Raw genomic sequence first — 25,214 nt, 5'->3', positions numbered from 1 at the left:
GGTCCAGAGACTGCCCGAGTCGCGGCGAGCTTACGGGCCCCCGATCTCTCGCCCCATGGCAGCTCCCGCCCAAAGCCTCCAGCCGCCGGCCACGTGCCCGAGCGCGCCCCGACACGCCCGCTCTTCAACCCAGCCCCCGCCACAGCACCGCCGCAGCGAACCGGGCACCCTGCGGCGTACCCCGCATCCGCACCACCCCGTGCCCGTCCTCATCCGTGCTAGCCACGGCCCGCAGCTCCCGCCGCTCCAGACCGGCCGCCACGAGCGCCGCATTCACCTCCGCAGCTGCCTCCAGGGCGTCATACCACTCCGGCATGTAGTCGACCCCGCGCACCCACACCATGCCGCTTAAGCCGTCGTCCCAGTTCTCTGCAGTCTCTCTGTCGCTCATCCCCGCACACGCTCCCTACGGATCGCATATGCCACTTGCAGAAGCAAAGATAGCGCCGAATCGGCCCCCGCGACGAGTGGATTGCACACGTTGACCTCACGAATCGCACGCACAACAACCCACCGAGTAACGGCGGTTACCTGCCGCCCACAGCAACGCGGCCCCCTCCCACCAGGGGAGAGGACCGCGCAAGGCCAGCACCGGGGGCGCCTTCCCGACACACGCCGATTACCTCAGATACGACTTGTGGACGTAGCCCCGCGTGAGCTTCGGCAGCCCACCCTGAGAACGCTGCGTGAGCACCACGCCCACCCACGCCGCAGACTTGTACGACGGGTGGAACGACTCCTTGATGAACACGCGATCACCCTTGTACAGCAGGCCCTTGACCCATCCGCCGTACCCGGGTTCAGCCCGCAGCCGAAGCCCGTTCACCGCAACCGACGTCGTCGGCCCCGACGACACCACCGCAACAGCCCCGCCACCACCGGCCGGAGCAGCAGCCGCACCCGAGGCGGTCACCCCCACAACCGCCATCAGCGCCGCCACAGCCGCAGCCAGGGCCACCCCCAGCTTCATTCCGATCTTGTACATGCATGACCTTCCGACTCGCACGACGACGAGTACCGGGCCAACTCATCCGACCGGCTCTCGTCCTGACGAGTCATGAGCATGTGCGTTGCTGAAGCAAACGTCAAGGGGTTTGCGCAAAGCGGGAGTGCACTCCCTGCCGCCATGACAACGGCCCCCATGCACCACATGGGGGCCGTTCACTTGCGGAACTAGCTCAGCTCAGACCTTGCCGAGCTCCCCGCGCTTGACTGCACCGACGAAGGACGACCACCCGTCCGCCGAGAAGACCAGGGCCGGACCTTGAGGGTTCTTAGAGTCGCGGACCGGGGTCGCGCTGGGGTAGCCGTCGGCGATCTCGACGCACTCGCCCCCCTCGCCGTTACTGTGGCTGGACTTGCGCCAGCCAGTGAGAGCGGACGCGTCAGGAATCGTCATCATTCTCGTACTCTTTCAGGTGACTGTGCATCAGGTCGAGTGATTCGCTCTTTGGCAATGCTTTCGAGCGAGCAACATCAAAGCGTTGCGTGAGTTCGAGAACTCGCCTCGGAGACTCCACTTGCTCGCCAGTGGCAAAGCTCTCGACGTACCCGATCGTAGCGCCAGTTCCGAGGGTGAGCAGGATCAAAGTACCACCCAGCATTGGGTGTTCACCCTGCGCAAATGGCAGCACCTGAATCGACAGGTGGGGGTTGCGGACCGCCTCGAGCAAGTGATGGATTTGATGGGACATGCACTTTACTCCACCTATTGGGCGCTTTAGTGCGGCTTCATCCAGGATTGCCCAATAGAACGGCTTTTCTTCCTTATCGAATACGCTTTTCCGGCGCATTCGTGCTGCCACGCGTTCGTCTACCACTTCCTCGGATTCACCCGGCAGGGACTCGCGAATCAGCGCGTATGCGTATTCCTCGGTTTGCAGGAGTCCAGGTACCAGACTGCTACTGAACACCTGAATTCGACCCGCTTTTGCCTCACGGCTCACAACAGTCCGACTGTAGTCGGCAATTGACGAATCTTGCGCCACGGCCAATAGGTCCGTGAAGAGCCCGTCAGAGGTAAAGTCAGAGGTAAAGAACGTGTCCAAGTCATCCGCAAGGGCGAGGGAAGGCAGTTGCTCCCCGCGCTCAACCCGGCTGATGTACGTATGCGGGTACCCCACCCGATCGGCAAGCGCGCGTTGTGAGAGTTCAGCTTTCTCCCGCTGCCGCCGTAATCGTCTGCCCAGCACCGTGCGCGGGGTGGGCCTGTCGTCATCCTCGTTGGTCAGCTCCACGGCTCGAACACACCTTCAACTCGCTGTCCACGACGGTTATTTGGTGACAGCTCAATCGTGTACCCACGGTGTCACATCGGCAATGGTGAGGAGTGCCCCGCCGAGGAACCGGCGGGATCTCGCAGGACCAACCGGCTACATGCGAGAGACCCCCGCGACCGTGCGACCGGTCCGGGGGCGTGGCCACCAACCCCAGGAGGTTGACGACGTGACACACGCTATCGCGAGACTGTTCAAGCCGTTACTCCGGCTGATGTGGCCGGCACAGGGCCGCCACCGTTCAGCCAACACGCGACTCGCCGCGCCCAACGGGGACGCGTCCACCACTCGCCCGCACGCCCCCCACCCCGTACTGCGCGGTGAGGACGTCGTACTCATCCGCCCGTACCTCGTCGCGCATGAGCAGCGCATGGAGACACAGCGGCAGCAAGCCCGGCGGCGCGCGCTGTGGCTGGCTGTGCACGGCATCGACGTCGGGCCCCGGCTGATTCATGGGGTGGAGGTGACCGCGTGATGAGTGCCCCCGTCATCGGCGAGACAGTCAGGGACACGCAACGCAACCGCGTCGGCGTGGTCATGGATCACGTAGGGCCGCGCTACCAACTCCGCGCGGTCAAGGGCGGCAAAGAGTGGGAAGCGGAAGAAGCGAACCTGAGTCCCGCTATGCAGTCGGACGCGCTCAGCGAGGACGTGGCCAAGGCCAACTCCGTTAGTCGCCAGGTGATTTGAAGTGGCCACACGCGAATGCCACGCGTACGCGGAATGGGGATTCAGCCCCGATGATCGGCCCGGCGTACCCGTCGTGATCTTCCACATCGAATGCACGTCTTGCCATGAGCGACCGGCCGAAGCATCCGACGACGGAACCCCGCAGCAGACATGGGCGCTCGACCACACCGGACGCAACCCCGATCACCAGGGATTCAAGTTGAACACCGAGACCTTTTGGCGAGTGGAACCCCGGCGGGACAATCCGTACGCGGAGATCCGGCCGTGAAGCGCGTGTGGAACGCCATTGCCGCCTACGCGGGCGTAGTGCTGATCGTCGCTATCAGCAGCTCGTGCGGGTTCGTGATCGGCGTGGCATTGGCCACCGCCTAGAGACTCCGCCCCCTGCCGGATGACTAATTCCGGTTCCCCCACCGCTGAATGAATCCCGGCAGGGGGCGGGCAAGCCCCGCCCTTGCAGGGCGGTGAATGCACAACACGACGAGAGAAGGAAGCAATGGGAACCATCAGCAATGGCAGCAGCACCAAGCCGTTCGAGAACCCCCACGCCCCCGGTCTGGACTGGCGGAAGAGCAGCCGGACCGACCTAGACCCGATCCTCAAGGACTGCGTGATCGTGGCTGAGGCCCCGGACGCCGAGGACCACCCGCACCCGAGCATTGCGGACGGCACGCGGATGGTTGCGCTCTCGGACGACAAGGACGAGACCGGCCCAGTGCTGTTCTACAGCCGCGCGGAGTTCACCAAGTTCCTGGACGGGGCCTTGGCCGGTGAGTTCGACCATCTGAGGGCAACCGACGAGGAGATGAAGTCGGCAGAGGCGGAAGCGGCGATCGTAGCCGTCTAGCCTCAACGGATAGCAGCGACCCTCCCACTGAGGGCGGGTCGCTGTGCCATGGTTGAAGCCACGTCGATCCCCCGTGAGGTGACCATGAGTCAGGCTGCGATCGAACAGGCATTTGCGTTCGTTGAGCGGACGTACAGCGGCACCCCTTGCTGCGAATGCAGGGGCCGGAGAACCATCGGGACTATCTATATGGGCGTCGTCATCGCTTCGTGTGAGGCGTGCGGCGGAGCGACCCGAATTGGCCCCTTGTCCCGCCTGTGGTCGCCCACTCACGTTCCCCAGCAGACGCAGGGGCGGCCCATTCTGCGCGCAGCCCGAGACACCCGCCTCTGACCCCACCTTGTTAGCCGAACAGGGCCCCGTTCACCGCTAGTTGGCTGGTGATCGGGGCTCTTTGCTGTCAGGCGCAGAGCGAGTATGTTCTAGGTGGGTTCCCGGTGACGAAGAAGGACCCGTGCCGTGACCGCAACTGCGCGAGCGGCTCGGCGGCGGGCCCGAGATCGGCGACGGTGCCGTCGACGAGATCGCCGACGACGGCGACGAGGTCGGGCGAGGTGGCGTTGATGGTGTCGACGATCCGCCGGGTGTGGGCGCGGCCGAGGATCGGGCCGAGATGGATATCGCTGACGACGGCGATCCGGAACCCGTGGGCGGCGCGCGGAAGTCTGACGAGCGGCACGGTGACGCGCTTGACCCGGGGCCCGCGCAGCACGCCGTAGGTCCCGTACCCAACGGTCCCAAGAGCAACAGCGGCGGCGCCCCCGCCGACAACCCGCGAAACAAACATCCGCCGCGAGGGGGCACTTTGCCCGGCGGGCGGGTTCGCGGGGACCACCTCGGGCACGGGGGCCACCTCGGGCACGGGGGCCGCGAGGGTGCCGTTCGTGCCCACGTCCGCCGTCGGCGTTGTCACGACGGCAGCACGCCCGGGCTCCATCTGCGCCGCCGCGCCGGCCACGGCCGGAGTCGGAGTCGGAGTCGGCCCGGGGGTCCGGGGGGCCTGCTCCGCGGTTTCGGAAAGGGGCGGGGTGAGGGACTTCCCCCCGGTCGTCGCAGCCGTCGCCCGCCGCTCCAGCGCCCGCCGCAGCAGAACCCGTACCCCCTCCCCCACCACCAGCGCCAGCGTCAGATACAGCAGCACCGCCAGCCACAAATACCCCGGCCACGCCACCACCCGCTGCAGCCAGAACGGCGCACCCGCCCGCCCCGACACCAGCGCTCCCACAGAAAGCAGCGGCAGCACCCACGCAGCCACCGTGCCCGCCCGGCGCGCCGCGCCGCCCCGCGCCGTCGTGTCACGGACCAGCCGTCGCCATACGTACCAGTGCACCCCGGCGAGCACGGCCACGATCACGACCACCACAAGCAGGACGACCACCAGCACGGAAGCGCTCCTCTATTCCTTTTCCTTCTGCGCGCCCTCACGACGCAATGCGCGTACGCCACGCAACCCGATCACGCCGACGACCGTCCCCAGGAGAAAGGACGTAATGGCGAGCAGCAGATGCACCCAGAAGTAGGTGGTCGGGTCGCCCGCGTCGTCGAAGGCGAGTCCGCTGCCGTCCTTCCACAGGTTCTTGACGAAAGTGATCCAGATGAACCAGCTCCACACCCCGAATGCGAGCAGGAACCAGGAGACCGGGCGGCTGAGCTTCATGGACTCAGTATCGCGGCCGTCCTCCGACCGGGTTCCCCGGGGTGGGCTGTCCCGGCGTCACTCCCGGCGGGTCATCGGGATGATGAACATATTTTCCTCAACGCCATGTACGTTCTCGACCGTGTCTGCTCTGAAAAAGACCGCGCTGACGGTCACCGCCGCCGCGTTGCTCCCCGTTCTCACCATCACGCCCGCGTCCGCGGACACCGAGCACCGCACGGCAGACAAGAAACAGCCGAACCCCCCGGCCTCCATGTCCTCCGTCGGGGGCACCCAACTCGGCAGGCCCGGCACCCAGGTCAGCCTCGGCCCCGGCGCGCCCGTCCTGCCCAAGGATGTGAGCGGCCGGTCCTGGATCGTCGCGGACGCGGAGAGCGGCGACGTGCTGGCCTCGCACAACGCCCACTGGCGGCTGCCCCCGGCGTCCACTCTCAAGATGCTGTTCGCGGACACCGTGCTGCCCCGGCTGCCGAGGACCGAGATCCACACGGTGACCAACGCCGAGCTCGCGGACGTCGGCGAGGGCAGCAGCCTGGTCGGGGTCAAGGAGAACCTCACCTACTCCGTCCACGATCTGTGGCTCGGTGTCTTCCTCCGCTCCGGCAACGACGCCGTGCATGTGCTCTCGTCGATGAACGGCGGCGTACCCAAGACCGTCATGGACATGCAGGAGCACGCCGAGGAACTGCAGGCGCTCGACACCCATGTCGTATCGCCCGACGGCTACGACGCCGACGGCCAGGTCTCCTCCGCGTACGACCTCACACTCATCGCCCGTAGCGGCATGCAGAAGAAGGACTTCCGCGAGTACTGCTCCACCGCGCACGCCGAATTCCCGGGCACGCAGGTCGAGGGCAAGAAGCGCGAGACGTTCGAGATCCAGAACACCAACCGCCTGCTCACCGGCGACTACGGCATCTCTCCGTACAAGGGCATCGCGGGCGTCAAGAACGGCAACACCTCGCATGCGGGCGCGACCTTCACCGGTGTCGCCGAGCGCAACGGCAGGGTGCTGCTCGTCACCGTCATGAACCCGGACTCGGAGGAGAGCCAGGCCGTTTACAAAGAAGCGGGCCGGCTGCTCGACTGGGGCTTCGCCGCGGCCGGGAAGGTCAAGCCGGTCGGCGAGCTGGTCCCGCCGAAGTCCGCGGTCACCCCGTCCGCCAACGACGCGAATACGGCCAACAACGGCGCTCCCGCGAAGTCGCACGCCGCAGGGAAGGGCGCCGGCGGCATCGGTACCGCGATCGCCATCACGGGCGGCGTGCTGGTGGTGGTGGCGGCCGGAGTGTTCCTGGTCAACCGCCGCTGGCCGCTGCGCCGCCGCTAGTCCCGCCGACGGCATCGGTCGTACCGCTCCGCTCACTCGGCCCGCTCCGCTCACTCGGCCCGCCCTGCTCACTCGGCCCGTCCTGCTCACTCCGCCCGTCCTGCTCACTCCGCGTCGCTGTCCAGGCGGCGCAGAACAGCATCAGCTTCGCTGTGAAGTTGATCCACAGCAGCAGGGCGACCGGAACGCCGAAGGCCCCGTACATGCTCTTCGACGCGACGCCCTTCATATAGCTGCCGAGCAGCAGCTTGAGGAGTTCGAAGCCGACCGCGCCGATCAGCGCCGCCACGACCAGACGGCGGCGCGGCGGCTCCACTCCCGGCAGCAGCGTCAGCATGTACAGCAGAATCAGGAAGTCGGCGACGACGCCGACCACGAGTGCCGCGATCTGCAGCAGTACGCCGCCGGCTCCGCCCTCGTCGATGCCGAGCCGGTCGGCACTCCAGCCGACGGCGGTGGAGCCGAGCGCGGAGGCGGCGAACGAGGCGAGCGCGGTCGCGCCGAGCCCGAGCAGCACACCCGCGTCCTTCAGCCTGCGCAGGACGGGGTTGCCCTCCTCCTCGTCGTCCAGCTCCCAGACGGCGCGCAGACATTCCCGCAGCGAGCCGATCCAGCCGATGCCGGTGAAGAGCAGCAGCGCGCCCGCGACAAGCCCGACCGTGCCCGCGTTGGTGACCAGGGAGTTGAGGTCGAGCTGGTCCGAGATACCGGGCACCTGCTCGCTGAGCTTGTTCTCCATCTTGGCCAGCTGCTCCTTGCCGAGCAGCGCGGCGCCGATCGCCGCGGCGACGGTGATCAGCGGGAAGAGCGCGAGAAAGCTGATGAAGGTGATCGCGGCGGCGAGTCGCGTCCAGTGCACCCGGTCGAGCGTCTCGTACGAACGCCAGGCGTGCGTGCGCATCAGCCCGGCCACGAGCGGGCCGATGACGGGGAGCTTGGTCAGCCAGTCCATGTCGTACGCGTACCCTCCACACCGAATACCAGCGTCCGGGTCGCCCAGAATCGCAGGCAGGTGGCGAGGGCCATGCCGACGCGACGGTGCGTCCCGCGAGGAACGAGCGGGCCTTCGCGGCGAGCGGGGCCCGGCCGAAGGGGCCCGCGCAGCCGGACGAATGGCCGCTCACAGGTCGGCGACGGCCAGTCCGTACATCGCCGCCCACACCAGCCCGATGACGGCGAGCGCCGGATCGCGCAGCACGACGTCCTCAGGCGCGCCGGCCGTACCCCGGTCCGCGAAGACCGCGTACCGCAGCACCGCCAGGATGAACGCGATCATCGACAGCTGCCGCCAGGGCAGCAGCGCCCGGCCGGCCACGCCGCCGCTCTCCATCGCCCACAAGCAGTAGGCGAGCACGGCGACACCGGCCGCGAGCTGCCAGACGAAGCGCAGATATCCGGTCGTGTACTCGTTCAGCAGCGCCCGGGTCACGCCCTTGCCGCCCTCCATCTGCACCGCTTCCGAGTACCGCTTGGCCGCCACGATGAAGAGCGCGCCGAAGCCGGTGGTGATCAGGAACCACCGGGACAGGGGGATGCCGAGCGCGACCCCGCCGATCATCGCGCGCATCAGGAACCCGGTGGTGACGACGACCAGGTCGATGACCAGAACATGCTTGAGCCAGACGCAGTACGCGAGTTGCATCGACAGATACGCGGTGATCAGCGCGCCGGTCATGGGATTGCACAGCGTGACGGCGCCGGCGATCGCGGCGCCGGCGAGGAGTGCGCCGATCGTGTAGGCAAGGGCCGCCGGTACGTCCCCGGCGGCGACGGGCCGCCGGCATTTGGCGGGGTGCGCGCGGTCGGCCTCGGCGTCCCGGGCGTCGTTGATCAGGTAGACGGCTGCCGCGGCCGCCGTGAAGACGGCGAAGACGATGGCCATGTGGACGGCGGTGTGCCGCGAAACCAGCTCTCCGGCGGCGGCGGGCGCGGCCATGACGAGCACGTTCTTGACCCACTGGCGCGGCCGGGCGGTCCTGATCAGGCCGACGGGCAGGCTTACGGCCCGAGGTGGCGTGGGCCGCTCCTGCCGGTCCAGCAGCGCAGTGCTGCGCTCAGTCATCGCGCCCTCCCCCCACCGCTCCTGCGGCCACTGTGGTGAGTTCCGCCGCTCTCGCGAGGGGGCGCATCATCCAGGCCGCGCCCAGTCTCGCGGTGAGTCCGCCGAGCACGGCGCCCGCGGCGATGTCCGTCGGATAGTGGACGCCGGCGACCAGGCGGGACACGCACATCACGGCAGCCAGTGGCGGCGCCAGCCGACGCCCGGCGGGTCGCACCGCACCGAAGGCGACGGCGGCCGCGGCGGCCGCGGCGGCGTGCGAGCTGGGAAAGGAGAGACCTCCCATGGTGCGCACGAGGGGCTCGCGAGCCGGGAGTTCGGGTCGGGGGCGGCGTACCAGGCGCTTGAGGCCCATGCTCGCCAGATGGGCCGCGCCCACCAGGGTCGTGGCACGCAGCCATACCCCGCGCCGCTCCCGGTCGGCCGCCGCGCCCGCGAGCCCGGCGACGAGCCAGAGCGCGCCGTGCTCGCCGGTGAAGGAGAGCGCTCGGGCGACCGCGGCCACGCGCGGCTCGCTGCCGCAGTCGCGCATCGCCGCCAGCAGCCGCCGGTCGACGGCCGCACAGTCGACGTATCCCATATGCCTTCGCCACCCCTTCTCATGAGCCAGGGGCGACTCTTCTCGGCGAACGGCCCACTTTCACGCCCATCTTGTATGACACTCGTTTAATCACCCATTTCGGCGAGTCCAGGGACATACAGAGCAAAGAGGTAATAAGCGGCTATACGGTCAAGGGCATGCTCAGTGCCGAGTTCGTGTCCGTCACCGGTTGGGGCCGGACCGCCCCGACGACCTCCCGTCTGCTGCGGCCCCGTACGCCCGCGGAGGCCGCGGCAGCGGTACGGATGTGCGGGGCGCGCGGCGGCATCGCCCGCGGGCTCGGTCGGGCGTACGGCGACGCGGCGCAGAACGCGGGCGGATCCGTACTCGACATGACCGCGCTGGACCGGATCCGTACCGTCGACACGGAGGCGGGCCTCGTCGTGTGCGACGCGGGCGTGAGCCTGCACCGGCTGATGGAGGTGCTCCTGCCGCTCGGCTGGTTCGTGCCGGTGACGCCGGGGACCCGCTATGTCACGGTGGGCGGCGCGATCGGTGCCGACATCCATGGCAAGAACCACCATGTCTCAGGAGCCTTCTCCCGACATGTACGGTCGCTGGAGCTGCTCACCGCCGACGGCGAGATCCAAGACGTCGTCCCCGGCACCAACCTCTTCAACGCGACAGCGGGCGGCATGGGACTGACCGGGGTGATCCTCTCGGCAACCGTCCAGCTCCATCCGGTCGAGACCTCGCTGATGTCCGTCGATACCGAACGGACCACGAACCTCGACGATCTGATGGCCAGGCTCACCACCACCGATCATCGCCACCGGTACTCGGTCGCCTGGATCGACCTCCTCGCGCGCGGCCGTGCGCTGGGACGCTCGGTCCTCACCTACGGGGAGCACGCACCGCTGGACGCGCTTCCTCCGCGCGCCCGGCGCACGCCCCTCGCATTCCGCCCGGGACAGCTGCCGGCCGCCCCCGGCTTCGTACCGGGCGGCCTGCTGGGACGAGGCGCCGTCGGGCTCTTCAACGCGCTCTGGTACCACAAGGCGCCGCGGCAGCGGACCGGCGAGCTGCAGAAGATCTCGACCTTCTTCCATCCCCTGGACGGCGTCCCGCACTGGAACCGGATCTACGGGCGCGGCGGCTTCGTCCAGTACCAGTTCGTGGTCGGCCACGGGCAGGAGGAGGCGCTGCGCCGGATCGTGCGGCGCATCTCGCGGCGTGGCTGCCCCTCGTTCCTGGCGGTGCTGAAGCGGTTCGGCGAGGGCGACCCGGGGTGGCTGTCCTTCCCGATGCCCGGCTGGACGCTCGCTCTGGACATCCCGGCCGGGCTGCCGGGCCTCGGCGCGTTCCTGGACGAGCTGGACGAGGAAGTCGCGTCGGCGGGCGGCCGGGTCTATCTCGCGAAGGACTCCCGGCTGCGCCCGGAACTGCTCGCCGAGATGTACCCGCGACTGCCCGAATTCCGCGCGCTACGGGCCGAGGCGGACCCGAGCGGCGTCTTCGTCTCGGACCTGTCGAGGCGTCTGGCCCTGTGACCCCCGGCTGCGGCAGCCTTCCGGCCCGTCCGGCGTCCAAGGCCCCGCACCCGCTGCCCGCCTCCTGTCATCTGCCCCCTGCCCTGCCCTGCCCTCTCCCTCCGACCTTGAGGAGCCCCTGTCATGAAGGACGCCTTCGGCACCCCGCAGTCCCTGCTCGTCCTCGGCGGTACGTCGGAGATCGGCCTGGCCACCGCCCGCAGGCTCATCGCCCGCCGCACTCGTACGGTCTGGCTGGCAGGCCGCCCCTCGCCGGACCTGGAGACCGCCGCGGCCGAGCTGCGCACGCTCGGCGCGGACGTGCACACCGTCGCCTTCGACGCCCTCGACCCCGCCGCGCACGAGCCGGCACTGGGCAAGGTCTTCGCGGAGGGCGACATCGACATGGTGCTGCTCGCCTTCGGCGTCCTCGGCGACCAGGCGAACGACGAGGCCGAGCCCCTGGCGGCGGTCCGGGTCGCGCAGACCAATTTCACGGGGGCGGTCTCGGCCTCGCTGGTGTGCGCGGGCGCGCTGCAGGCCCAGGGGCACGGCTCGATCGTGGTGCTGTCGTCGGTCGCGGGCGAGCGGGCCCGCCGCGCCAACTTCATCTACGGCTCCAGCAAGGCCGGCCTGGACGCGTTCGCACAGGGTCTGGGTGACGCGCTGCACGGGACGGGGGTGCATGTGATGGTCGTACGCCCCGGATTCGTACGGACGAAAATGACGGCGGGGCTGGCCGAGGCACCTCTCGCCACCACGCCGGACGCAGTCGCCGCGGCCATCGAACAGGGGCTGCGGCGCAGGTCGGAGATGGTGTGGGTGCCGGGGGCGCTGCGTATGGTGATGTCGGTGCTGCGGCATGTACCGAGGCCGGTCTTCCGCCGGCTGCCCGTCTGACGGCTTCGCGGGTATCGGTCCACAGGGCAAGGAAGGGGCACGGGGCACGGTGGGCCGGACGGCCGGGCCGGACGCTCGGGTCAGATGGTGGTGGCGGGCTCGTCGATCGGGGCGCCCTGGGCCGGCACGGCCGCGACCCCGCCACCGAAGGCGTACGAGTTGAGCTTGCGCCACACGCCGTCCGCGCCCTGCTCGTACAGGGCGAAGGAGGCGCAGGTCCACGCCGCCTCGTAGTCCGAGAGCTCTTCGTAGGCCCGGTCCATCGCCTCATCGGCGATGCCGTGTGCCACGGTCACATGCGGGTGGTACGAGAACTGCAGCTCGCGCACGAGCGGCCCGGAGGCGTCCCGCACCCGCTTCTGCAGCCAGGTGCAGGCCGCCGCGCCCTCGGCGACCTGGACGAAGACGACGGGCGAGAGCGGACGGAATGTCCCGGTGCCGGAGAGCCGCATCGGGAACGGCCGGCCGGAGCGTGCGACCTCGGCGAGATGCGCCTCGATCGCGGGCAGGGCGTCGGCCTCGACCACGGTGGGCGGGAGGAGCGTGACGTGCGTGGGAATGCCGTGCGCGGCGGGATCCCCGAAGCCCGCGCGCAGCTCCTGGAGCAGGCTGCCGTAAGGCTCCGGGACCGCGATCGAAACGCCGAGCGTTACGGTCCCCACGTCGTTCTCCTCAGTCGTCGGTAGCTAGGTGTTGTGCAGCCGCCAGTGTGGCGGCTGCACCGTAGGTGTGGCCAGAGTCCTTGGACACAGTGCTGATTCAGTGATGACTCAGCACGGAATCAGTGTCCGCTCAATGTTTGGCGGGAAGGAAGCCCACCTTGTCGTATGCGGCGGCCAGGGTCTCGGCGGCGACCGCGCGGGCCTTCTCCGCACCCTTGGCCAGGATGGAGTCAAGCGTCTCGGGGTCGTCCAGATATTCCTGCGTACGGCTCCGGAACGGTGTGACGAAGTCCACCATGATCTCGGCAAGATCCGTCTTGAGCGCACCGTACATCTTGCCCTCGTACTCCGCCTCGAGCTCGGCGACGGTCTTGCCGGTGAGGGTGGAGTGGATGGTGAGGAGGTTGGAGACGCCCGGCTTGTTCACGGGGTCGAACCGGATGACGGTGTCGGTGTCGGTGACCGCGCTCTTTACCTTCTTGGCGGTCACCTTGGGCTCGTCGAGCAGGTTGATCAGGCCCTTGGGCGTGGAGGCCGACTTACTCATCTTGATCGACGGGTCCTGGAGGTCGTAGATCTTCGCGACCTCCTTGACGATGTGCGGCGCCGGGACGGTGAAGGTGTCGCCGAAGCGGGTGTTGAAACGCTCGGCGAGGTCACGGGTGAGCTCGATGTGCTGGCGCTGGTCCTCGCCGACCGGGACGGCGTTGGCCTGATAGAGCAGGATGTCCGCGACCTGCAGGATCGGATACGTGAAGAGGCCGACGGTGGCGCGGTCGGCGCCCTGCTTGGCGGACTTGTCCTTGAACTGGGTCATCCGGGAGGCCTCGCCGAAGCCGGTGAGGCAGTTCATGATCCAGCCGAGCTGGGCGTGCTCGGGGACATGGCTCTGGATGAAGAGGGTGCAGCGCTCGGGGTCGAGTCCGGCGGCGAGCAGCTGGGCGGCGGCGAGCCGGGTGTTGGCACGCAGCTCGGCGGGGTCCTGCGGCATGGTGATCGCGTGCAGGTCCACGACCATGTAGAACGCGTCGTGGGTCTCTTGCAGCGCCACGTACTGGCGGATCGCACCGAGGTAGTTCCCGAGGTGGAACGAGCCTGCGGTGGGCTGGATACCGGAGAGCGCGCGGGGTCGATCAGAGGCCATGCTCATCATTCTCTCAGGTGTGGAACCGATCCCCGGCCGCCGGTGTATGAAAGGTGTGACCAAGCGCGAGGGGACGCTGGAGGGGGGCCGCGCCGTCGAAGAGGGGGGCGGCATCGTCGTTGACGAGGCCGCGGTGATCTCACGGGTGCGCGCCGGAGAGCCGGAGGCGTACGCGGAGCTGGTGCGCGCCCATACGAATGTCGCGCTGAGGGCGGCTGTGGCCTTCGGGGCGGGTGCGGATGCGGAGGATGTGGTGCAGAGCGCCTTCCTCAAGGCGTACCAGTCGCTGGGGCGGTTCCGGGACGGCGCGGCCTTCCGTCCCTGGCTGCTGCGGATCGTGGTCAATGAGACGAGGAACACAGTGCGCTCCGCCGTGCGGCTGCGGGCGCTCGCCGGGCGGGAGGCGCTGCTGCTCGGCTCAGAGCCGCTGATACCGGAATCCGCGGATCCGGCGGTGGCAGCCGTGGCGCGGGAGCGGAGCGCGCTGCTGCGGGCGGCGCTGGACAGGCTGAGTGAGCAGCAGCGGCAGGTCGTCACCTACCGGTATCTGCTGGAGATGGACGAAGCGGAGACTGCCGAGGCGCTGGGCTGGCCGCGGGGCACGGTGAAGTCGAGGCTGAACCGCGCGCTGCGCAAGCTGGAGCGGCTCCTTCCGGGGCTTCTGCCGACGAAGGGAGGTGAGGAGCATGAGTGACGAGGATCGTCCTGGCGAGGAGCGCGAGGCCTTGCGTGAGGAGCTGCGAGGGCTGGGGCGCGGGATCGGGATCCCGGACGTCGACGGCGAGACGATGGCGGAGCGGGTGCTGGCGCAGCTCCTCGCCGAGGCGGTGCCCGTGCCCGCCGGGCCAGGGCGGGCCGAGCGGTTCAGGCACTGGACGCGCAGGCGGTGGCGGGCACTGACGGTCACCCTCTCCGGGGTCGCGGTGGTGCTGGTGCTCACGCCCCCGGTGCGGGCGACGGTGGCGGACTGGTTCGGCTTCGGCGGGGTGGAAGTGCGGTACGACCCGTCGACACCGCCACGGGCCGAGGGGCAGGTGCCGTGGTGCCACGCCCCGGTGTCCCCGGCGGAGGCGGAGCGGCGCGTCGGCTTCCGGGCGCGGGTGCCGGGCGGGCTCGGCGAGCCGGACGCGGTCTCGGTGACCACGGGGCCCGGGGGCCGGTCGGTCGTGAGTCTGTGCTGGAGCGAGGGGGGTCGGACGATACGGCTGGACGAGTTCCCGGCGAAGCTCGACCTCGGCTTCATCAAGGAGGCACGGCTCACGCCTGAGTGGGTGACGCTGAGCGGCGGGAGCGGCCTGTGGTTCGCCGAGCCGCATCTGCTGCGGTTCCGGCTGACCGGCGCCCAGGGTGACGGGTGGATCGAGGCCGAGCGCACGGCGGGTGCCACGCTGCTGTGGATGGCGGCGGACGAGCGGACGACGCTGCGGCTCGAAGGCGTGGCATCGCTGCCGCGCGCCAAGGAGATCGCGGAGTCCACGCCCTGAAGACTGATCGTCCCGGAACGGGAACCTGGCGGGGGCGAGCGGTGTAGAAGAGGTGACGCGGACGCGGTGCGGACGGTCCGAACCGGGCGTCGGCTGGGGGAAGTATGCCCGGGGCGGGAGCTCCGAAGCCGCCACTCCACCGCAGGAGGAGCGGCGGCAGCCCACGGCGGCGGCCGCCGGTGACAGCACCACGGATCGGTGGTGGGCGATACCGGGGCTCGCGGCCGGGGCGGTGCTGGCGCTGGTACTGAGGCCGGTGGCCTCACGGCTGCGCGCCCGCCGTTCGGGCGGGGCGGCGGCACGCCGGAGACCGGCCCCCGTCAGGAGCTGCTCGACAGCTGGGCGCCTGTCCGGGCGAGCACGCCGGACAGGATTGCTTTCGAGCCTGTCCGGCGATTGAGGACGACCCGACTCCCGGCCGGACCTCCTGGGGCCGACCATCGCGGTCACCGGTAAAGCTCACTCGCTGACCGCGCTAGGCGGACAGTCCGGGCGCCGGGAACGCGGCCATCAGCTCGGCGACCTCGGACCGGATGTCGCCCAGCGCGTCCTCGTCGCCCGTGCCGGCCGCGGTGACACCACGGTCGATCCAGTCGGCGACGGCGGCCATGTGCTGCGTACCGAGGCCGCGGGAGGTGAGGGAGGGGGTGCCGATGCGTACGCCGGAGGGGTCGAAGGGCTTCCTCGGGTCGTACGGGACGGTGTTGTAGTTGACGACGATCCCGGCCCGGTCGAGGGCCTTCGCCGCCACCTTGCCGGGCACGTCCTTGGGGGTGAGGTCCATCAGGATCAGGTGGTTGTCGGTACCGCCGGAGACCAGGTCGAAGCCGCGGGCGAGCAGCTCCTCGGCAAGCGCCTTGGCGTTGGCGACGACCGACTGCGCATAGGTACGGAAGGAGGGCTGGGCAGCCTCGTGCAGGGCGACCGCGATGGCCGCGGTGGTCTGGTTGTGCGGGCCGCCCTGGAGTCCGGGGAAGACCGCCTTGTCGATCGCCTTGGCGTGCTCCTCGCGGGACATCAGCATCGCGCCGCGGGGCCCGCGCAGGGTCTTGTGGGTGGTTGTGGAGATCACGTCGGCGTGCGGCACGGGGGAGGGATGGGCGCCGCCCGCGATCAGGCCCGCGATATGCGCGACATCGGCGACCAGGACGGCGCCGGACTCGCGGGCGATCTCCGCGAAGGCGGCGAAGTCGATGGTGCGGGGCAGCGCGGTGCCACCGCAGAAGATGAGCTTCGGGCGCTCCTTGAGGGCGAGTTCGCGCACCTCGTCGAAGTCGATGAGGCCCGTGTCATGGCGTACGCCGTACTGGACGCCGCGGAACCAAGTGCCGGTGGCGGAGACGCCCCAGCCGTGGGTGAGATGGCCGCCCATCGGCAGGGCCATGCCCATCACGGTGTCGCCGGGATCGGCGAAGGCGAGATAGACGGCGAGGTTGGCAGGAGAGCCGGAGTAGGGCTGGACATTGGCGTGCTCAACGCCGAAGAGGGCCTTGGCGCGGGCAATGGCGAGCCGCTCGACCTGGTCGATGTTCTGCTGGCCCTCGTAGTAGCGGCGGCCGGGGTAGCCCTCGCTGTATTTGTTCTGCAGGACCGTGCCGGAGGCTTCCAGTACGGCCCGGGAGACATAGTTCTCGCTGGGGATCAGCCGGAGCGTCTCTGCCTGGAGCTGTTCCTCGGCGGCGACGAGGCCCGCCAGTTCCGGGTCGGTGGCGGCGAGTGCGGGGTGCGGCAGGGGAAGCGTCATGGTGTCCTCCGGGGCGATCCGTTGCTCGGTCGTGGTCCCGGGGTGCGGCTCGTGGGTCCCCTCGGCCTGAGGCGAGGGGCGGGCAGCACCCGGATGGGATGTGTCCCGGAGTACCCAGGCGGGCGGCACCTCGTGTGATCTTCCGCGCGCGGTTCCCTCGAGGTCACTTCCCCGTACGCCAGTCGCCGTGCGTGATACCCAGCCTAGCGGCCACGCCCCACAGCAAGGTTTCTTAGTCCACCATGCGAGCGACGATAGAAACAGGGGCACCACCCCGCCCCACACCGGACGGCTTGTCTCTACTGAACGGAGATCCCGTGTCCACAACGGAGAGTGCCATTGCCTCGGCGGAGGCTCACAGCGCGCACAACTACCACCCTCTGCCCGTCGTCGTCGCCACGGCGGAGGGCGCCTGGATGACCGATGTCGAGGGGCGCCGCTACCTCGACATGCTCGCCGGGTACTCGGCGCTCAACTTCGGTCACGGAAACCGTCGTCTCATCGACGCCGCCAAGGCACAGCTGGAGAGAGTCACGCTCACCTCCCGTGCCTTCCATCACGACCGGTTCGCCGACTTCTGTACACAGCTCGCCGAGTTGTGCGGCATGGAGATGGTGCTGCCGATGAACACCGGGGCGGAGGCGGTGGAGACCGCCGTGAAGACCGCCCGGAAATGGGGCTACCGGGTCAAGGGCGTCCCGGACAACATGGCGAAGATCGTCGTCGCGGCCAACAACTTCCACGGCCGTACGACGACGGTGATCAGCTTCTCGACGGATCCGGAGGCACGAGCGGACTTCGGTCCCTACACCCCGGGCTTCGAGATCGTTCCGTACGGGGACCTGACCGCGATGAGCGCGGCGCTGACCGAGAACACCGTGGCCCTGCTGCTGGAGCCGATCCAGGGCGAGGCCGGGGTGCTGGTGCCGCCGGCCGGGTACCTCTCGAGGGTGCGGGAGCTGACCCGCGAGCGGAACATCCTCTTCATCGCGGACGAGATCCAGTCGGGCCTCGGGCGAACCGGCCGGACCTTCGCCTGCGAGCACGAGAACGTCGTGCCGGACATGTATGTGCTGGGCAAGGCGCTGGGCGGCGGCGTCGTTCCGGTGTCGGCGGTCGTCTCCTCCGCCGAGGTGCTCGGCGTCTACAGGCCCGGGGAGCACGGCTCGACCTTCGGCGGCAATCCGCTGGCCTGCGCGGTGGCTCTGGAGGTGATCGCGATGCTGCGCACCGGCGAGTTCCAGCAGCGCGCCACCGAGCTGGGCGACCATCTCCACCACGAGCTGGGCCTGTTGACGGGCGGCGGCGCGGTGGAGGCGGTGCGCGGCCGCGGGCTGTGGGCCGGCGTCGACATCGTGCCGAGCCACGGCACCGGCCGGGAGATCTCCGAGAAGATGATGGACCGCGGGGTCCTGGTCAAGGACACCCACGGCTCGACGATCCGGATCGCCCCGCCGCTGGTGATCAGCAAGGAGGATCTGGACTGGGGCCTGGACCAGCTCAGAGCCGTACTGGAGGGCTGAGCGGCCCGTTCGGACCGTTCGGACCGTTCGGACCGTTCGGACCGTTCGGACCGGGCTAGAGGATGACGTGGGGCAGGAAGCGGGCGTACTCGTCCGTGACCAGCCCCGCCGATTCCCGGATGCCGAGCCCCGCCGCCTCGTCCCCGACGACCCATGCGCCGAGCACCACACGGTTGCCGTCGAAATCGGGCAGCGGGGCCAACTCCTGGTAACAGCACGGCTCATCGCGCAGTAGGGGCTCGGCACCCGGCTCGTGGATGGTGACTCCGGCGCCCTCGCGGCCGAGCAGCGGCTTGGCCACGTAACCGCGCTCCGCGGCGAGTTCACGTGGCCCGTCGAGATAGGCGGGCAGCAGATTCGGGTGGCCCGGATTGAGCTCCCAGAGGATCGCCAGCAGCGCCTTGTTGGAGAGCAGCATCTTCCACGCGGGCTCGATCCAGCAGGTGGTGCCGGTGCCGCCGCCGTTGTCCAGGGTGTCGAGGACGTACGGTCCGAAGCGGTCGGTGGCCAGCCACTCCCACGGATAGAGCTTGAAGCAGCTGCGGATGAAGCGCAGCCGGTCGTCCACGAAGCGACCGGACAGCCGGTCCCAGCCAATCCGTTCGACGGACAGTGCCTCGGTGACGAGGCCGGCCTGCTCGGCGGTCTCGCGCAGATACGCGACCGTCATCAGGTCCTCGCCCAGCTCGTCGCCGTCGGAGTGGACGAAGTGCAGCGGCCCGGGCGGAAGCAGCGGCACCTGGCGCTTCCAGGCGTCGACGAGGCGTTCATGGAGGGAGTTCCACTGGTCGGCGCCGGGGAAGCGGTCCTCCATCCAGAACCACTGCGGGCTGGCGGCCTCGACCAGGGAGGTGGGGGTGTCGGCGTTGTACTCCAGCATCTTGGCCGGGCCGGTGCCGTCGTAGCGCAGATCGAACCGGCCGTAGACGGAGGGGAGTTCATCCCGCCTCCGCCAGGACTCGCCTATCAGCGAGGCGAGTCTCGGGTCGGTGATGCCGAGGTCGGCGAAGCGGTCGTGCTGGACGATGTGCGCGGCCGCGGCCAGGCACATGGCGTGCAGTTCCTCGACGACCTCTTCCAGCGCCTCGACCTCGGGCAGCGAGAATTCGTAGTACGCGCTCTCGTCCCAGTACGGGCGCAGCGAGCCGTCCGGGTAGCGGGTGAGCGGGTAGATGAGGCCCTGTTCCTCGACGATCTGCTGCCAGCCGGGGCGGGGCTCGATGATGTGACGCTTCATGCTCTGTATGCCCCGTACTCAGCCGCCGCCGGAGCTGGAGCCGCCGAAGCCGCCGCTGTCGACGGCAGTCCTGTCGAAGCTGCCCCCGTCGGCCCGGCCACCGCTCACCCTGCCGCCGTAGTAGTACCTGCCGGAGCTGCTGTGTCCGTCGCTGTCGCCGTCGCACTTGTAGTCCGGCAGCACTTCGTAGGTCACCGGATCGACACACCGCTCGTCCGGCTCCGAGCTGCACGCCGTCAGCGTCGCCGCGAGCACCCCCATGCCGCCGAGCACCACCGTGCTCGACCTCAGCCTGCGTCGTGCCATCAGCCGGTCGCCCCCGTTCGAATCAAGCCAGTAGATCGCCGGACAGACTAGAGGGCCGCCCCGCGCGGCTGTCAGCCCGGGTCCACCAGCCCTTCTCATCTGTGGTTCATCTACAGTCGCTCTGTGCTCTTTGGGATGATCTGCGCACTCGGTTCGGCGGTCTGCTACGGCACGGCCTCCGTCCTCCAGGCCGTCGCCGCCCGCGCCGCTGAACCCGGCACCGGCTCCGGTGTCGACCCGGCGCTGCTGCTGCGGGCGCTGCGCCAGTGGCGCTATGTCGCCGGACTCGCCCTGGACGCCCTCGGCTTCGTCCTTCAGATCGTCGCGCTGCGCTCCATCCCCATCTACGCCGTCGGCGCGGCGCTCGCCGCCAGCCTCGCGGTCACCGCCGTGGTCGCCGCCCGCCTCCTCGATGTCCGTCTGAGCCGGACCGAATGGGCCGCGGTGGCCGTGGTCTGCGCGGGTCTGGCCATGCTGGGCCTCTCATCGGGCGAGGAGGGCGACCGCGCCGGATCGCCCGCGCTGGCCTGGGCGATGCTCGGCGTCGCGCTCGCCGTACTCCTCGTCGGCGCGGTCGCGGGCCGCCTCCCCGACAAGCCGCGCGCCCTGGTCCTCGGCCTCGGCGCGGGCTTCGGCTTCGGGGTGGTCGAGGTCGCGGTCCGCCTGATCGACACGGTCTCCCTGCCCGAGGTCCTCACCAACCCGGCCCTGTACGCACTGCTGCTCGGCGGCGGCGCGGCGTTCCTGCTGCTCACCTCCGCCCTGCAGCGCGGCTCGGTGACGACGGCCACGGCGGGCATGGTGATCGGCGAGACGATCGGCCCGGCGCTGGTGGGCGTGGTGTGGCTCGGCGACCGGACCCGCGAGGGCCTGGCGTGGCTGGCAGTCACGGGGTTCGTGGTGGCGGTTGCGGGTGCGTTGGCTCTGGCACGGTTCGGCGAGCCGCCCGCGCCTTCGGAGGCACCCGAGGCTGCGGCCCCCTGAGCGGGGCTGTCCCCCTACCCGCCCTTCCCGTAACTGGGGGCAAGCCCCCAGACCCCCGTAGGCGACCTTCGGCCGCATGTCCTCGAACGCCGGACGGGCTTGTCCCCAGGTGCGTCTCACGGCAGCGCCCGGCACAGCGCGTCCAGTGCCCCCGCCCAGCCGCTGTCCGCCGGCGTCGCATACCCCACCACCAGCGCGTCCCTCCCCGTCGGCGCGTCCTTGTGGCGGAAGCGCGAAACACCCTCCACCGCCAGGCCCTGCCACGCCGCCGCCTGGATCACGGAGCCCTCCGTGCCCGGCGGCAGTTCGAGCACCGCGTGCAGCCCGGCGGCGATGCCGCTGACCCGGATGTCCGGCGCACGCTCCGCCAGCGCCCGGACGAGCTGGTCGCGCCTTCTGCGGTAGCGCAGCCGCATTCCCCGAACATGGCGGTCGTACGCGCCCGAGGCGATGAACTCCGCGAGCGTCAGTTGGTCCAGCGCACTCGACACCCAGTCGACGGAGCCCTTCGCCTCGATGACCTCCCCGACCAGTTCGTCGGGCAGCACCATCCAGGCGAGCCGCAGCCCCGGCGCCAGCGATTTGCTCGCCGTGCCCATATAGACCACCCGCTCCGGGTCCAGGCCCTGGAGCGCGCCCACCGGCTGCCGGTCGTAGCGGAACTCCCCGTCGTAGTCGTCCTCCAGGATCAGCCCGCCCGACCCGCGCGCCCAGTCGACGGCGGCCGCGCGCCGGTCGGGGTGGAGCGGAACCCCCATCGGGAACTGGTGCGCGGGCGTCATCAGCACGGCGCCCACCCCGCGCAGCGCAGCCAACTCACCCGTCTGCGAACCCAGTTCGTCGAAGGGCAGCGCAGGCGTTCGCAGACCCGCCTCGGTCAGCAGGTTCCAGTGCACATCGAGCCCGTACGACTCGACGGCGACCTCCCGCACCCGCCGCTGTCTCAGTACCTTCCCCATCAGCATCAGCCCGTGTACGAAGCCGGAGCAGATGACGATGCGCTCGGGGTCCGCGTACACACCGCGCGCCCGTGCCAGATAGTCGGCCAGTACGGTCCGCAGCTCGATGCGCCCGCGTGAATCGCCGTATCCGAAGGCCTCGTGGGGCGCGGCGGTCAGCGCCCGGCGAGCCGCCTTCAGCCACTCCGCGCGCGGAAAGGAGGCCAGGTCGGGGGTGCCGGCATGCAAGCTGTAGGTGGGGCGGCGGTGGGGCGGCCGGGCTCTGACCACGCCCGCCTGCGGTTTCCTCGGCGCGGCTCGTCTGGCCACCCGCGTCCCCGAGCCCTGCTGCGCCGTGAGCCACCCTTCGGCGACCAGCTCCCCGTACGCGTCGGCGACGGTATTACGGGCGATGCCCAGGTCGACGGCGAGCGAGCGCGAGGACGGCAGCCTGGTCCCGGGCGCCAGCCGCCCGGTGCGCACGGCCTCCCGCAACGCGTCCATCAGGCCCGATCGCAGCCCGGAGCCGCGCACCTCGACATGCAGATCGGCACCGAAAGTGGCCCAGGAATCCGTCATGGAAGTGGACCATACTCCTGTGCCACCAGCCGCGTACCGTCGTCACTATGACGACGAACGGGAACACGTCCTACGCCCACGAGCACACCCCCCGTCTCCAGATCGGACAGCTCGCCCCCGAGGTCTACAAGGCCATGGCCAAGCTGGACGCGGCCGCCCGGCAGGGCGTCGACCCGGTCCTCCTCGAGCTGGTGAGGATCCGCGCCTCGCAGATCAACCACTGCGCCTTCTGCCTCGATATGCACACCAAGGACGCCCTCGCGGCGGGCGGGTCGGTGGAGCGGATCATCCAGCTCAGCGCGTGGGAGGAGTCGCGGCACTTCTACACCGAGAAGGAGATCGCGGCGATCGAGCTGACGGAGGCCGTGACCGTCCTGACCGACGGCTTTGTGACGGACGAGGTCTACGAGAACGCCGCGAAGCATTTCGACGAGAAGGAGCTGGCCCAGCTGATCTCCGCGATCACGGTCATCAACGCCTGGAACCGCATCGGCGTGTCGACCCGCCTGGTCCCCGGCCACTACACGCCCGGCCAGTTCAAGCACTGACCGCCGCCCACTGCCCGGGGGAGATCCGGGAGAACCAGAAGGTCCAGGAGATCCAGAAGGTCCCAGGAGGTCCAGGAGAAATGACCGTGACCGTCTTCCGCGCCCTGCACCACGGCCGTTCGCCCGGCGATCCCTTGGTCCTGCCCGGCCCCTGGGACGCGGCCAGTGCCCGCGTCTTCGCGGACGCGGGCTTCCCCGCGCTGGCCACCCCGAGCGCCGGTGTCGCGGCCGCACTCGGATACGAGGACGGGCAGACGCCCGCGGACGAGATGTTCGCGGCCGTCACCCGTATCGCCCGCTCGGTGGACGTCCCCGTCTCCGCGGACGTCGAAGCCGGCTACGGCCTGTCTCCGAAGGAACTGGTGGCCCGGATCCTCGACACCGGCGCGGTCGGCTGCAACCTGGAGGACTCCGACCCGTCCACGAAAGCGCTCAAGGACCCGCAGCGGCACGCGGACTGGCTGGCGGAGGTACGGGCGGAGGCGGGCGACCGGCTGTTCATCAACGCCCGGGTCGACTCGTTCCTTCGCGGCGTGAGCGACCCCGCGGAGGCGATCACCCGGGCGCGGCTCTATGTCGCGGCCGGGGCGGACTGTGTCTATCCGTTCGCCGTACCTCCGGAGCAACTCCCGTTGCTGCGCGAGGAGATCGAAGGCCCCATCAATGTCGGGCCGCTGCCGGGCAGTCCGGGTGTCGCCGAGCTGGGCCGCCTCGGCGCGACCCGGATCACCTTCGGGCCCGGTCTGCACAGGAAGGCGATGGCGGCGGTACGGACCATCGCCGAGAGCCTGCGCGCGGAGCGCACCACAAGGCACTCAGGGCACTCAGGGCACTCAGGGCACTCAGGGCACAGAGCGCGCGGACTAACCGGCCTGGTCCGCCAGGCCGGTCTGACCGGCTCCCGGCCTGGTCGCCTCCGCGTCCTTCGCCAGGGTCAACGCCGAGAAGAGACTCAGCTGCCGCTCGGCCTGGCGCAGCGCCTTGATCGCGGTGATCGAGTCGGCCGGCCCTTCGATGCCCGCCGCGGCCAGCTGCCCGCGCACCCAGCGACCCCGCAGCTCGGCGTCCGATGCGGCCGCGGCCTCGGCGACGAGGGCGGCCGCCCGCTCGAGGCCCGGGCGTTCCTCGGGCGTAGCAGTGTCCAACGCGGCGCGGACGGCATCGGCGATGCCGTCCGCGTCACGCAGTACGAGTACGTTGAGTTCTTGCTTCCGGAGTCCGAACATGTATGGATGTTCGGTCGCAGGACCCCTTCCCCTCAAGAGAGTTGAGGGGTTTCTGAGGCTACTTCTTCGGGAGCCAGGCCTTCCAGGTCGACTCGTTCGCCTTGACCCACTTCTCGGCCGCCGCCTCCGGCGACATCTTCTCGCCGGCGATCATCAGCGCGACCTCGTTCTGCTGCGCGGTCGTCCACTTGAAGTTCCTCAGGAACTCCGCCGCCTCGCCGCCGTTCTTGGCGAAGTCGGCGTTGAAGTACTTCTGCAGCGGCGTGTTCGGGTAGGCGCAGGCGATCTTCTTCGGGTCCGCGTCACAACCCGCCTGGTACTCCGGCAGCTTGACCTCGACCATGTCGATCTGGGCGTTCAGCCACTGCGGGGTCCACCAGTACGTCAGGAACGGCTTCTTCTCCTTGGCGTACTTCTTCATCGCGGTGATCTGCGCGGCCTCGGAGCCCGAGTAGGTGGTCTTGAGGTCCAGCTTCAGGTTCTTGATGAGCGCGTCGTCGTTGGTGACGTAGTCCGGCGAACCCTCGAGGATCTCACCCTTGTCGCCGCTCTCCGCGGTCTTGAAGTCCTTGGCGAATTTGTTGAGCTTCGTGGCGTCCGTGACCTCGGGGTTCTTGTCCGCGTAGTACTTCGGCACGAACCAGCCGATGTGTCCGGTGACGCCGAGGTCGCCGCCCTTGACTACGGTCTTCTTCGTCGCGACGTACTGCTTCTCCTCCTTGGGGTGCCCCCAGTCCTCCATGATCGCGTCGATGTCGCCCTTGGAGAGCGCGTCCCAGGCGAGGACCTCGCCCATCTGCTGGGTCTTGACGGTGTAGCGCAGCTCCTTCTTCAGGATGTAGGCGGCGACGGCCGTGTTGGCCTGGGCGCCGACCCAGGACGGGACGGTCAGCGTCACGGACTTCTTGCCGCCCACGTCCTTCTTGCCGGTGTCGGCAGCGCCGCACGCGCTGAGAGTGAGGATTCCGAGGGCACTGACAACAGCGGTGGTGGTACGGAGGGTGCGCATG

At 69.5% G+C, this 25,214-nt stretch carries 27 protein-coding genes, 2 pseudogenes and 1 riboswitch; of the genes and pseudogenes, 13 read left to right on the top strand and 16 right to left on the bottom strand.

Annotated features, from left to right (window positions below; translation table 11 throughout):
* Window positions 1–124: 124 nt before the first annotated feature.
* From OG735_RS26340 to OG735_RS26325, 4 genes are all read right to left on the bottom strand, one after another.
* A complete protein-coding gene (locus OG735_RS26340; protein ID WP_327325607.1) occupies window positions 125–391 on the bottom strand; it encodes a hypothetical protein in 267 nt (88 codons plus the stop codon).
* Window positions 392–619: 228 nt separating this feature from the next.
* Entirely contained in the window at window positions 620–970 is a 351-nt protein-coding gene (locus OG735_RS26335; RefSeq protein ID WP_327325606.1) for a hypothetical protein, read from the bottom strand.
* A 213-nt stretch (window positions 971–1,183) separates the two neighbouring features.
* The gene (locus OG735_RS26330) at window positions 1,184–1,399 is read right to left on the bottom strand and encodes a DUF397 domain-containing protein (RefSeq protein ID WP_327328460.1); all 216 of its coding nucleotides are present in this window, start codon (window positions 1,397–1,399) and stop codon (window positions 1,184–1,186) included.
* A complete protein-coding gene (locus OG735_RS26325) occupies window positions 1,386–2,237 on the bottom strand; it encodes a helix-turn-helix domain-containing protein (protein ID WP_327325605.1) in 852 nt (283 codons plus the stop codon). The genes OG735_RS26330 and OG735_RS26325 overlap by 14 nt, the downstream gene beginning before the upstream one ends.
* 208 nt (window positions 2,238–2,445) lie before the next feature.
* On the opposite strand from OG735_RS26325, the gene OG735_RS26320 reads away from it, so the two are divergent.
* From OG735_RS26320 to OG735_RS26305, 4 genes are all read left to right on the top strand, one after another.
* The gene (locus tag OG735_RS26320) at window positions 2,446–2,751 is read left to right on the top strand and encodes a hypothetical protein (RefSeq protein ID WP_327325604.1); all 306 of its coding nucleotides are present in this window, start codon (window positions 2,446–2,448) and stop codon (window positions 2,749–2,751) included.
* The gene (locus OG735_RS26315; protein WP_327325603.1) at window positions 2,751–2,966 is read left to right on the top strand and encodes a hypothetical protein; all 216 of its coding nucleotides are present in this window, start codon (window positions 2,751–2,753) and stop codon (window positions 2,964–2,966) included. Before OG735_RS26320 ends, OG735_RS26315 begins: the two co-directional genes overlap by 1 nt.
* 1 nt (window position 2,967) lies before the next feature.
* A complete protein-coding gene (locus tag OG735_RS26310) occupies window positions 2,968–3,234 on the top strand; it encodes a DUF7848 domain-containing protein (protein ID WP_327325602.1) in 267 nt (88 codons plus the stop codon).
* 228 nt (window positions 3,235–3,462) lie between these two features.
* On the top strand, window positions 3,463–3,813 hold the full coding sequence (locus tag OG735_RS26305) for a DUF397 domain-containing protein (protein ID WP_327325601.1): 351 nt from the start codon (window positions 3,463–3,465) through the stop codon (window positions 3,811–3,813).
* Window positions 3,814–4,243: 430 nt separating this feature from the next.
* Here OG735_RS26305 and OG735_RS26300 read toward each other — a convergent pair.
* Together OG735_RS26300 and OG735_RS26295 are read right to left on the bottom strand one after the other, a co-directional pair.
* Window positions 4,244–5,197 (bottom strand): annotated as a pseudogene (locus OG735_RS26300) (metallophosphoesterase); the annotation flags it as partial.
* Between the two features lie 12 nt (window positions 5,198–5,209).
* Window positions 5,210–5,470: an SCO4848 family membrane protein gene (locus OG735_RS26295; RefSeq protein ID WP_327325600.1), complete on the bottom strand. Its 261-nt coding sequence runs from the start codon at window positions 5,468–5,470 to the stop codon at window positions 5,210–5,212.
* A gap of 121 nt (window positions 5,471–5,591) precedes the next feature.
* Here OG735_RS26295 and OG735_RS26290 point away from each other — a divergent pair, with 121 nt between their 5' ends.
* Complete coding sequence (locus tag OG735_RS26290; RefSeq protein WP_327325599.1) at window positions 5,592–6,800, top strand: D-alanyl-D-alanine carboxypeptidase family protein; 1,209 nt, start codon at window positions 5,592–5,594, stop codon at window positions 6,798–6,800.
* On the opposite strand, the gene OG735_RS26285 is transcribed toward OG735_RS26290, so the two are convergent.
* From OG735_RS26285 to OG735_RS26275, 3 genes are all read right to left on the bottom strand, one after another.
* The gene (locus OG735_RS26285; RefSeq protein WP_327325598.1) at window positions 6,769–7,752 is read right to left on the bottom strand and encodes a YihY/virulence factor BrkB family protein; all 984 of its coding nucleotides are present in this window, start codon (window positions 7,750–7,752) and stop codon (window positions 6,769–6,771) included. The two genes, OG735_RS26290 and OG735_RS26285, sit on opposite strands and share 32 nt — an antisense overlap.
* Before the next feature lie 168 nt (window positions 7,753–7,920).
* Window positions 7,921–8,862 carry a decaprenyl-phosphate phosphoribosyltransferase gene (locus OG735_RS26280; protein ID WP_327325597.1) on the bottom strand — a complete coding sequence of 314 codons (942 nt, stop codon included), beginning with the start codon at window positions 8,860–8,862 and terminating at the stop codon, window positions 7,921–7,923.
* Window positions 8,855–9,439 carry a phosphatase PAP2 family protein gene (locus tag OG735_RS26275; protein WP_327325596.1) on the bottom strand — a complete coding sequence of 195 codons (585 nt, stop codon included), beginning with the start codon at window positions 9,437–9,439 and terminating at the stop codon, window positions 8,855–8,857. The genes OG735_RS26280 and OG735_RS26275 overlap by 8 nt, the downstream gene beginning before the upstream one ends.
* Window positions 9,440–9,597: 158 nt before the next feature.
* On the opposite strand from OG735_RS26275, the gene OG735_RS26270 reads away from it, so the two are divergent.
* Window positions 9,598–10,950, top strand: a complete 1,353-nt coding sequence (locus OG735_RS26270; RefSeq protein ID WP_327325595.1) for an FAD-binding oxidoreductase — start codon at window positions 9,598–9,600, stop codon at window positions 10,948–10,950.
* A gap of 123 nt (window positions 10,951–11,073) precedes the next feature.
* Entirely contained in the window at window positions 11,074–11,829 is a 756-nt protein-coding gene (locus tag OG735_RS26265) for a decaprenylphospho-beta-D-erythro-pentofuranosid-2-ulose 2-reductase (RefSeq protein WP_327325594.1), read from the top strand.
* An 80-nt stretch (window positions 11,830–11,909) separates the two neighbouring features.
* On the opposite strand, the gene OG735_RS26260 is transcribed toward OG735_RS26265, so the two are convergent.
* Both OG735_RS26260 and trpS read right to left on the bottom strand, forming a co-directional pair.
* Complete coding sequence (locus OG735_RS26260) at window positions 11,910–12,491, bottom strand: 2'-5' RNA ligase family protein (protein WP_327325593.1); 582 nt, start codon at window positions 12,489–12,491, stop codon at window positions 11,910–11,912.
* A 130-nt stretch (window positions 12,492–12,621) separates the two neighbouring features.
* Window positions 12,622–13,644: a tryptophan--tRNA ligase gene (trpS, locus tag OG735_RS26255; RefSeq protein ID WP_385303941.1), complete on the bottom strand. Its 1,023-nt coding sequence runs from the start codon at window positions 13,642–13,644 to the stop codon at window positions 12,622–12,624.
* A 37-nt stretch (window positions 13,645–13,681) separates the two neighbouring features.
* On the opposite strand from trpS, the gene OG735_RS26250 reads away from it, so the two are divergent.
* Complete coding sequence (locus OG735_RS26250) at window positions 13,682–14,329, top strand: RNA polymerase sigma factor (RefSeq protein ID WP_327328459.1); 648 nt, start codon at window positions 13,682–13,684, stop codon at window positions 14,327–14,329.
* On the top strand, window positions 14,322–15,119 hold the full coding sequence (locus OG735_RS26245) for a hypothetical protein (RefSeq protein WP_327325591.1): 798 nt from the start codon (window positions 14,322–14,324) through the stop codon (window positions 15,117–15,119). The genes OG735_RS26250 and OG735_RS26245 overlap by 8 nt, the downstream gene beginning before the upstream one ends.
* A gap of 475 nt (window positions 15,120–15,594) precedes the next feature.
* Here OG735_RS26245 and glyA read toward each other — a convergent pair whose 3' ends face one another.
* The gene (gene glyA / locus OG735_RS26240; RefSeq protein WP_327325590.1) at window positions 15,595–16,863 is read right to left on the bottom strand and encodes a serine hydroxymethyltransferase; all 1,269 of its coding nucleotides are present in this window, start codon (window positions 16,861–16,863) and stop codon (window positions 15,595–15,597) included.
* Between the two features lie 105 nt (window positions 16,864–16,968).
* Window positions 16,969–17,059: riboswitch (ZMP/ZTP riboswitch) on the bottom strand.
* A gap of 121 nt (window positions 17,060–17,180) precedes the next feature.
* Here glyA and rocD point away from each other — a divergent pair.
* On the top strand, window positions 17,181–18,386 hold the full coding sequence (gene rocD / locus OG735_RS26235; RefSeq protein ID WP_327325589.1) for an ornithine--oxo-acid transaminase: 1,206 nt from the start codon (window positions 17,181–17,183) through the stop codon (window positions 18,384–18,386).
* A 55-nt stretch (window positions 18,387–18,441) separates the two neighbouring features.
* Here the strand turns inward: rocD and OG735_RS26230 are convergent, their stop codons facing one another.
* Together OG735_RS26230 and OG735_RS26225 are read right to left on the bottom strand one after the other, a co-directional pair.
* Window positions 18,442–19,623 (bottom strand): glutathionylspermidine synthase family protein, encoded by a 1,182-nt coding sequence (locus tag OG735_RS26230; RefSeq protein ID WP_327325588.1) that lies wholly within the window; start codon window positions 19,621–19,623, stop codon window positions 18,442–18,444.
* Window positions 19,624–19,641: 18 nt separating this feature from the next.
* Entirely contained in the window at window positions 19,642–19,929 is a 288-nt protein-coding gene (locus OG735_RS26225) for a hypothetical protein (protein WP_327325587.1), read from the bottom strand.
* 135 nt (window positions 19,930–20,064) lie between these two features.
* On the opposite strand from OG735_RS26225, the gene OG735_RS26220 reads away from it, so the two are divergent.
* Entirely contained in the window at window positions 20,065–20,913 is an 849-nt protein-coding gene (locus OG735_RS26220) for a DMT family transporter (protein ID WP_327328458.1), read from the top strand.
* Window positions 20,914–21,029: 116 nt separating this feature from the next.
* Here OG735_RS26220 and pdxR read toward each other — a convergent pair whose 3' ends face one another.
* Window positions 21,030–22,430: a MocR-like pyridoxine biosynthesis transcription factor PdxR gene (gene pdxR / locus OG735_RS26215; RefSeq protein WP_327325586.1), complete on the bottom strand. Its 1,401-nt coding sequence runs from the start codon at window positions 22,428–22,430 to the stop codon at window positions 21,030–21,032.
* Between the two features lie 47 nt (window positions 22,431–22,477).
* Between pdxR and OG735_RS26210 the strand changes: the two genes are divergently transcribed.
* Complete coding sequence (locus OG735_RS26210) at window positions 22,478–22,978, top strand: carboxymuconolactone decarboxylase family protein (RefSeq protein WP_327325585.1); 501 nt, start codon at window positions 22,478–22,480, stop codon at window positions 22,976–22,978.
* Between the two features lie 80 nt (window positions 22,979–23,058).
* A pseudogene (locus OG735_RS26205) lies at window positions 23,059–23,769 on the top strand (isocitrate lyase/PEP mutase family protein); the annotation flags it as partial.
* A gap of 493 nt (window positions 23,770–24,262) precedes the next feature.
* On the opposite strand, the gene OG735_RS26200 reads toward OG735_RS26205, so the two are convergent.
* Complete coding sequence (locus OG735_RS26200) at window positions 24,263–25,213, bottom strand: ABC transporter substrate-binding protein (protein WP_327325584.1); 951 nt, start codon at window positions 25,211–25,213, stop codon at window positions 24,263–24,265.
* Between the last annotated feature and the right edge of the window lies 1 nt (window position 25,214).

Source organism: Streptomyces sp. NBC_01210 (assembly GCF_036010325.1).
Classification (GTDB): Bacteria; Actinomycetota; Actinomycetes; order Streptomycetales; family Streptomycetaceae; genus Streptomyces.
This window is presented reverse-complemented; position numbering and strand designations above follow the sequence as displayed.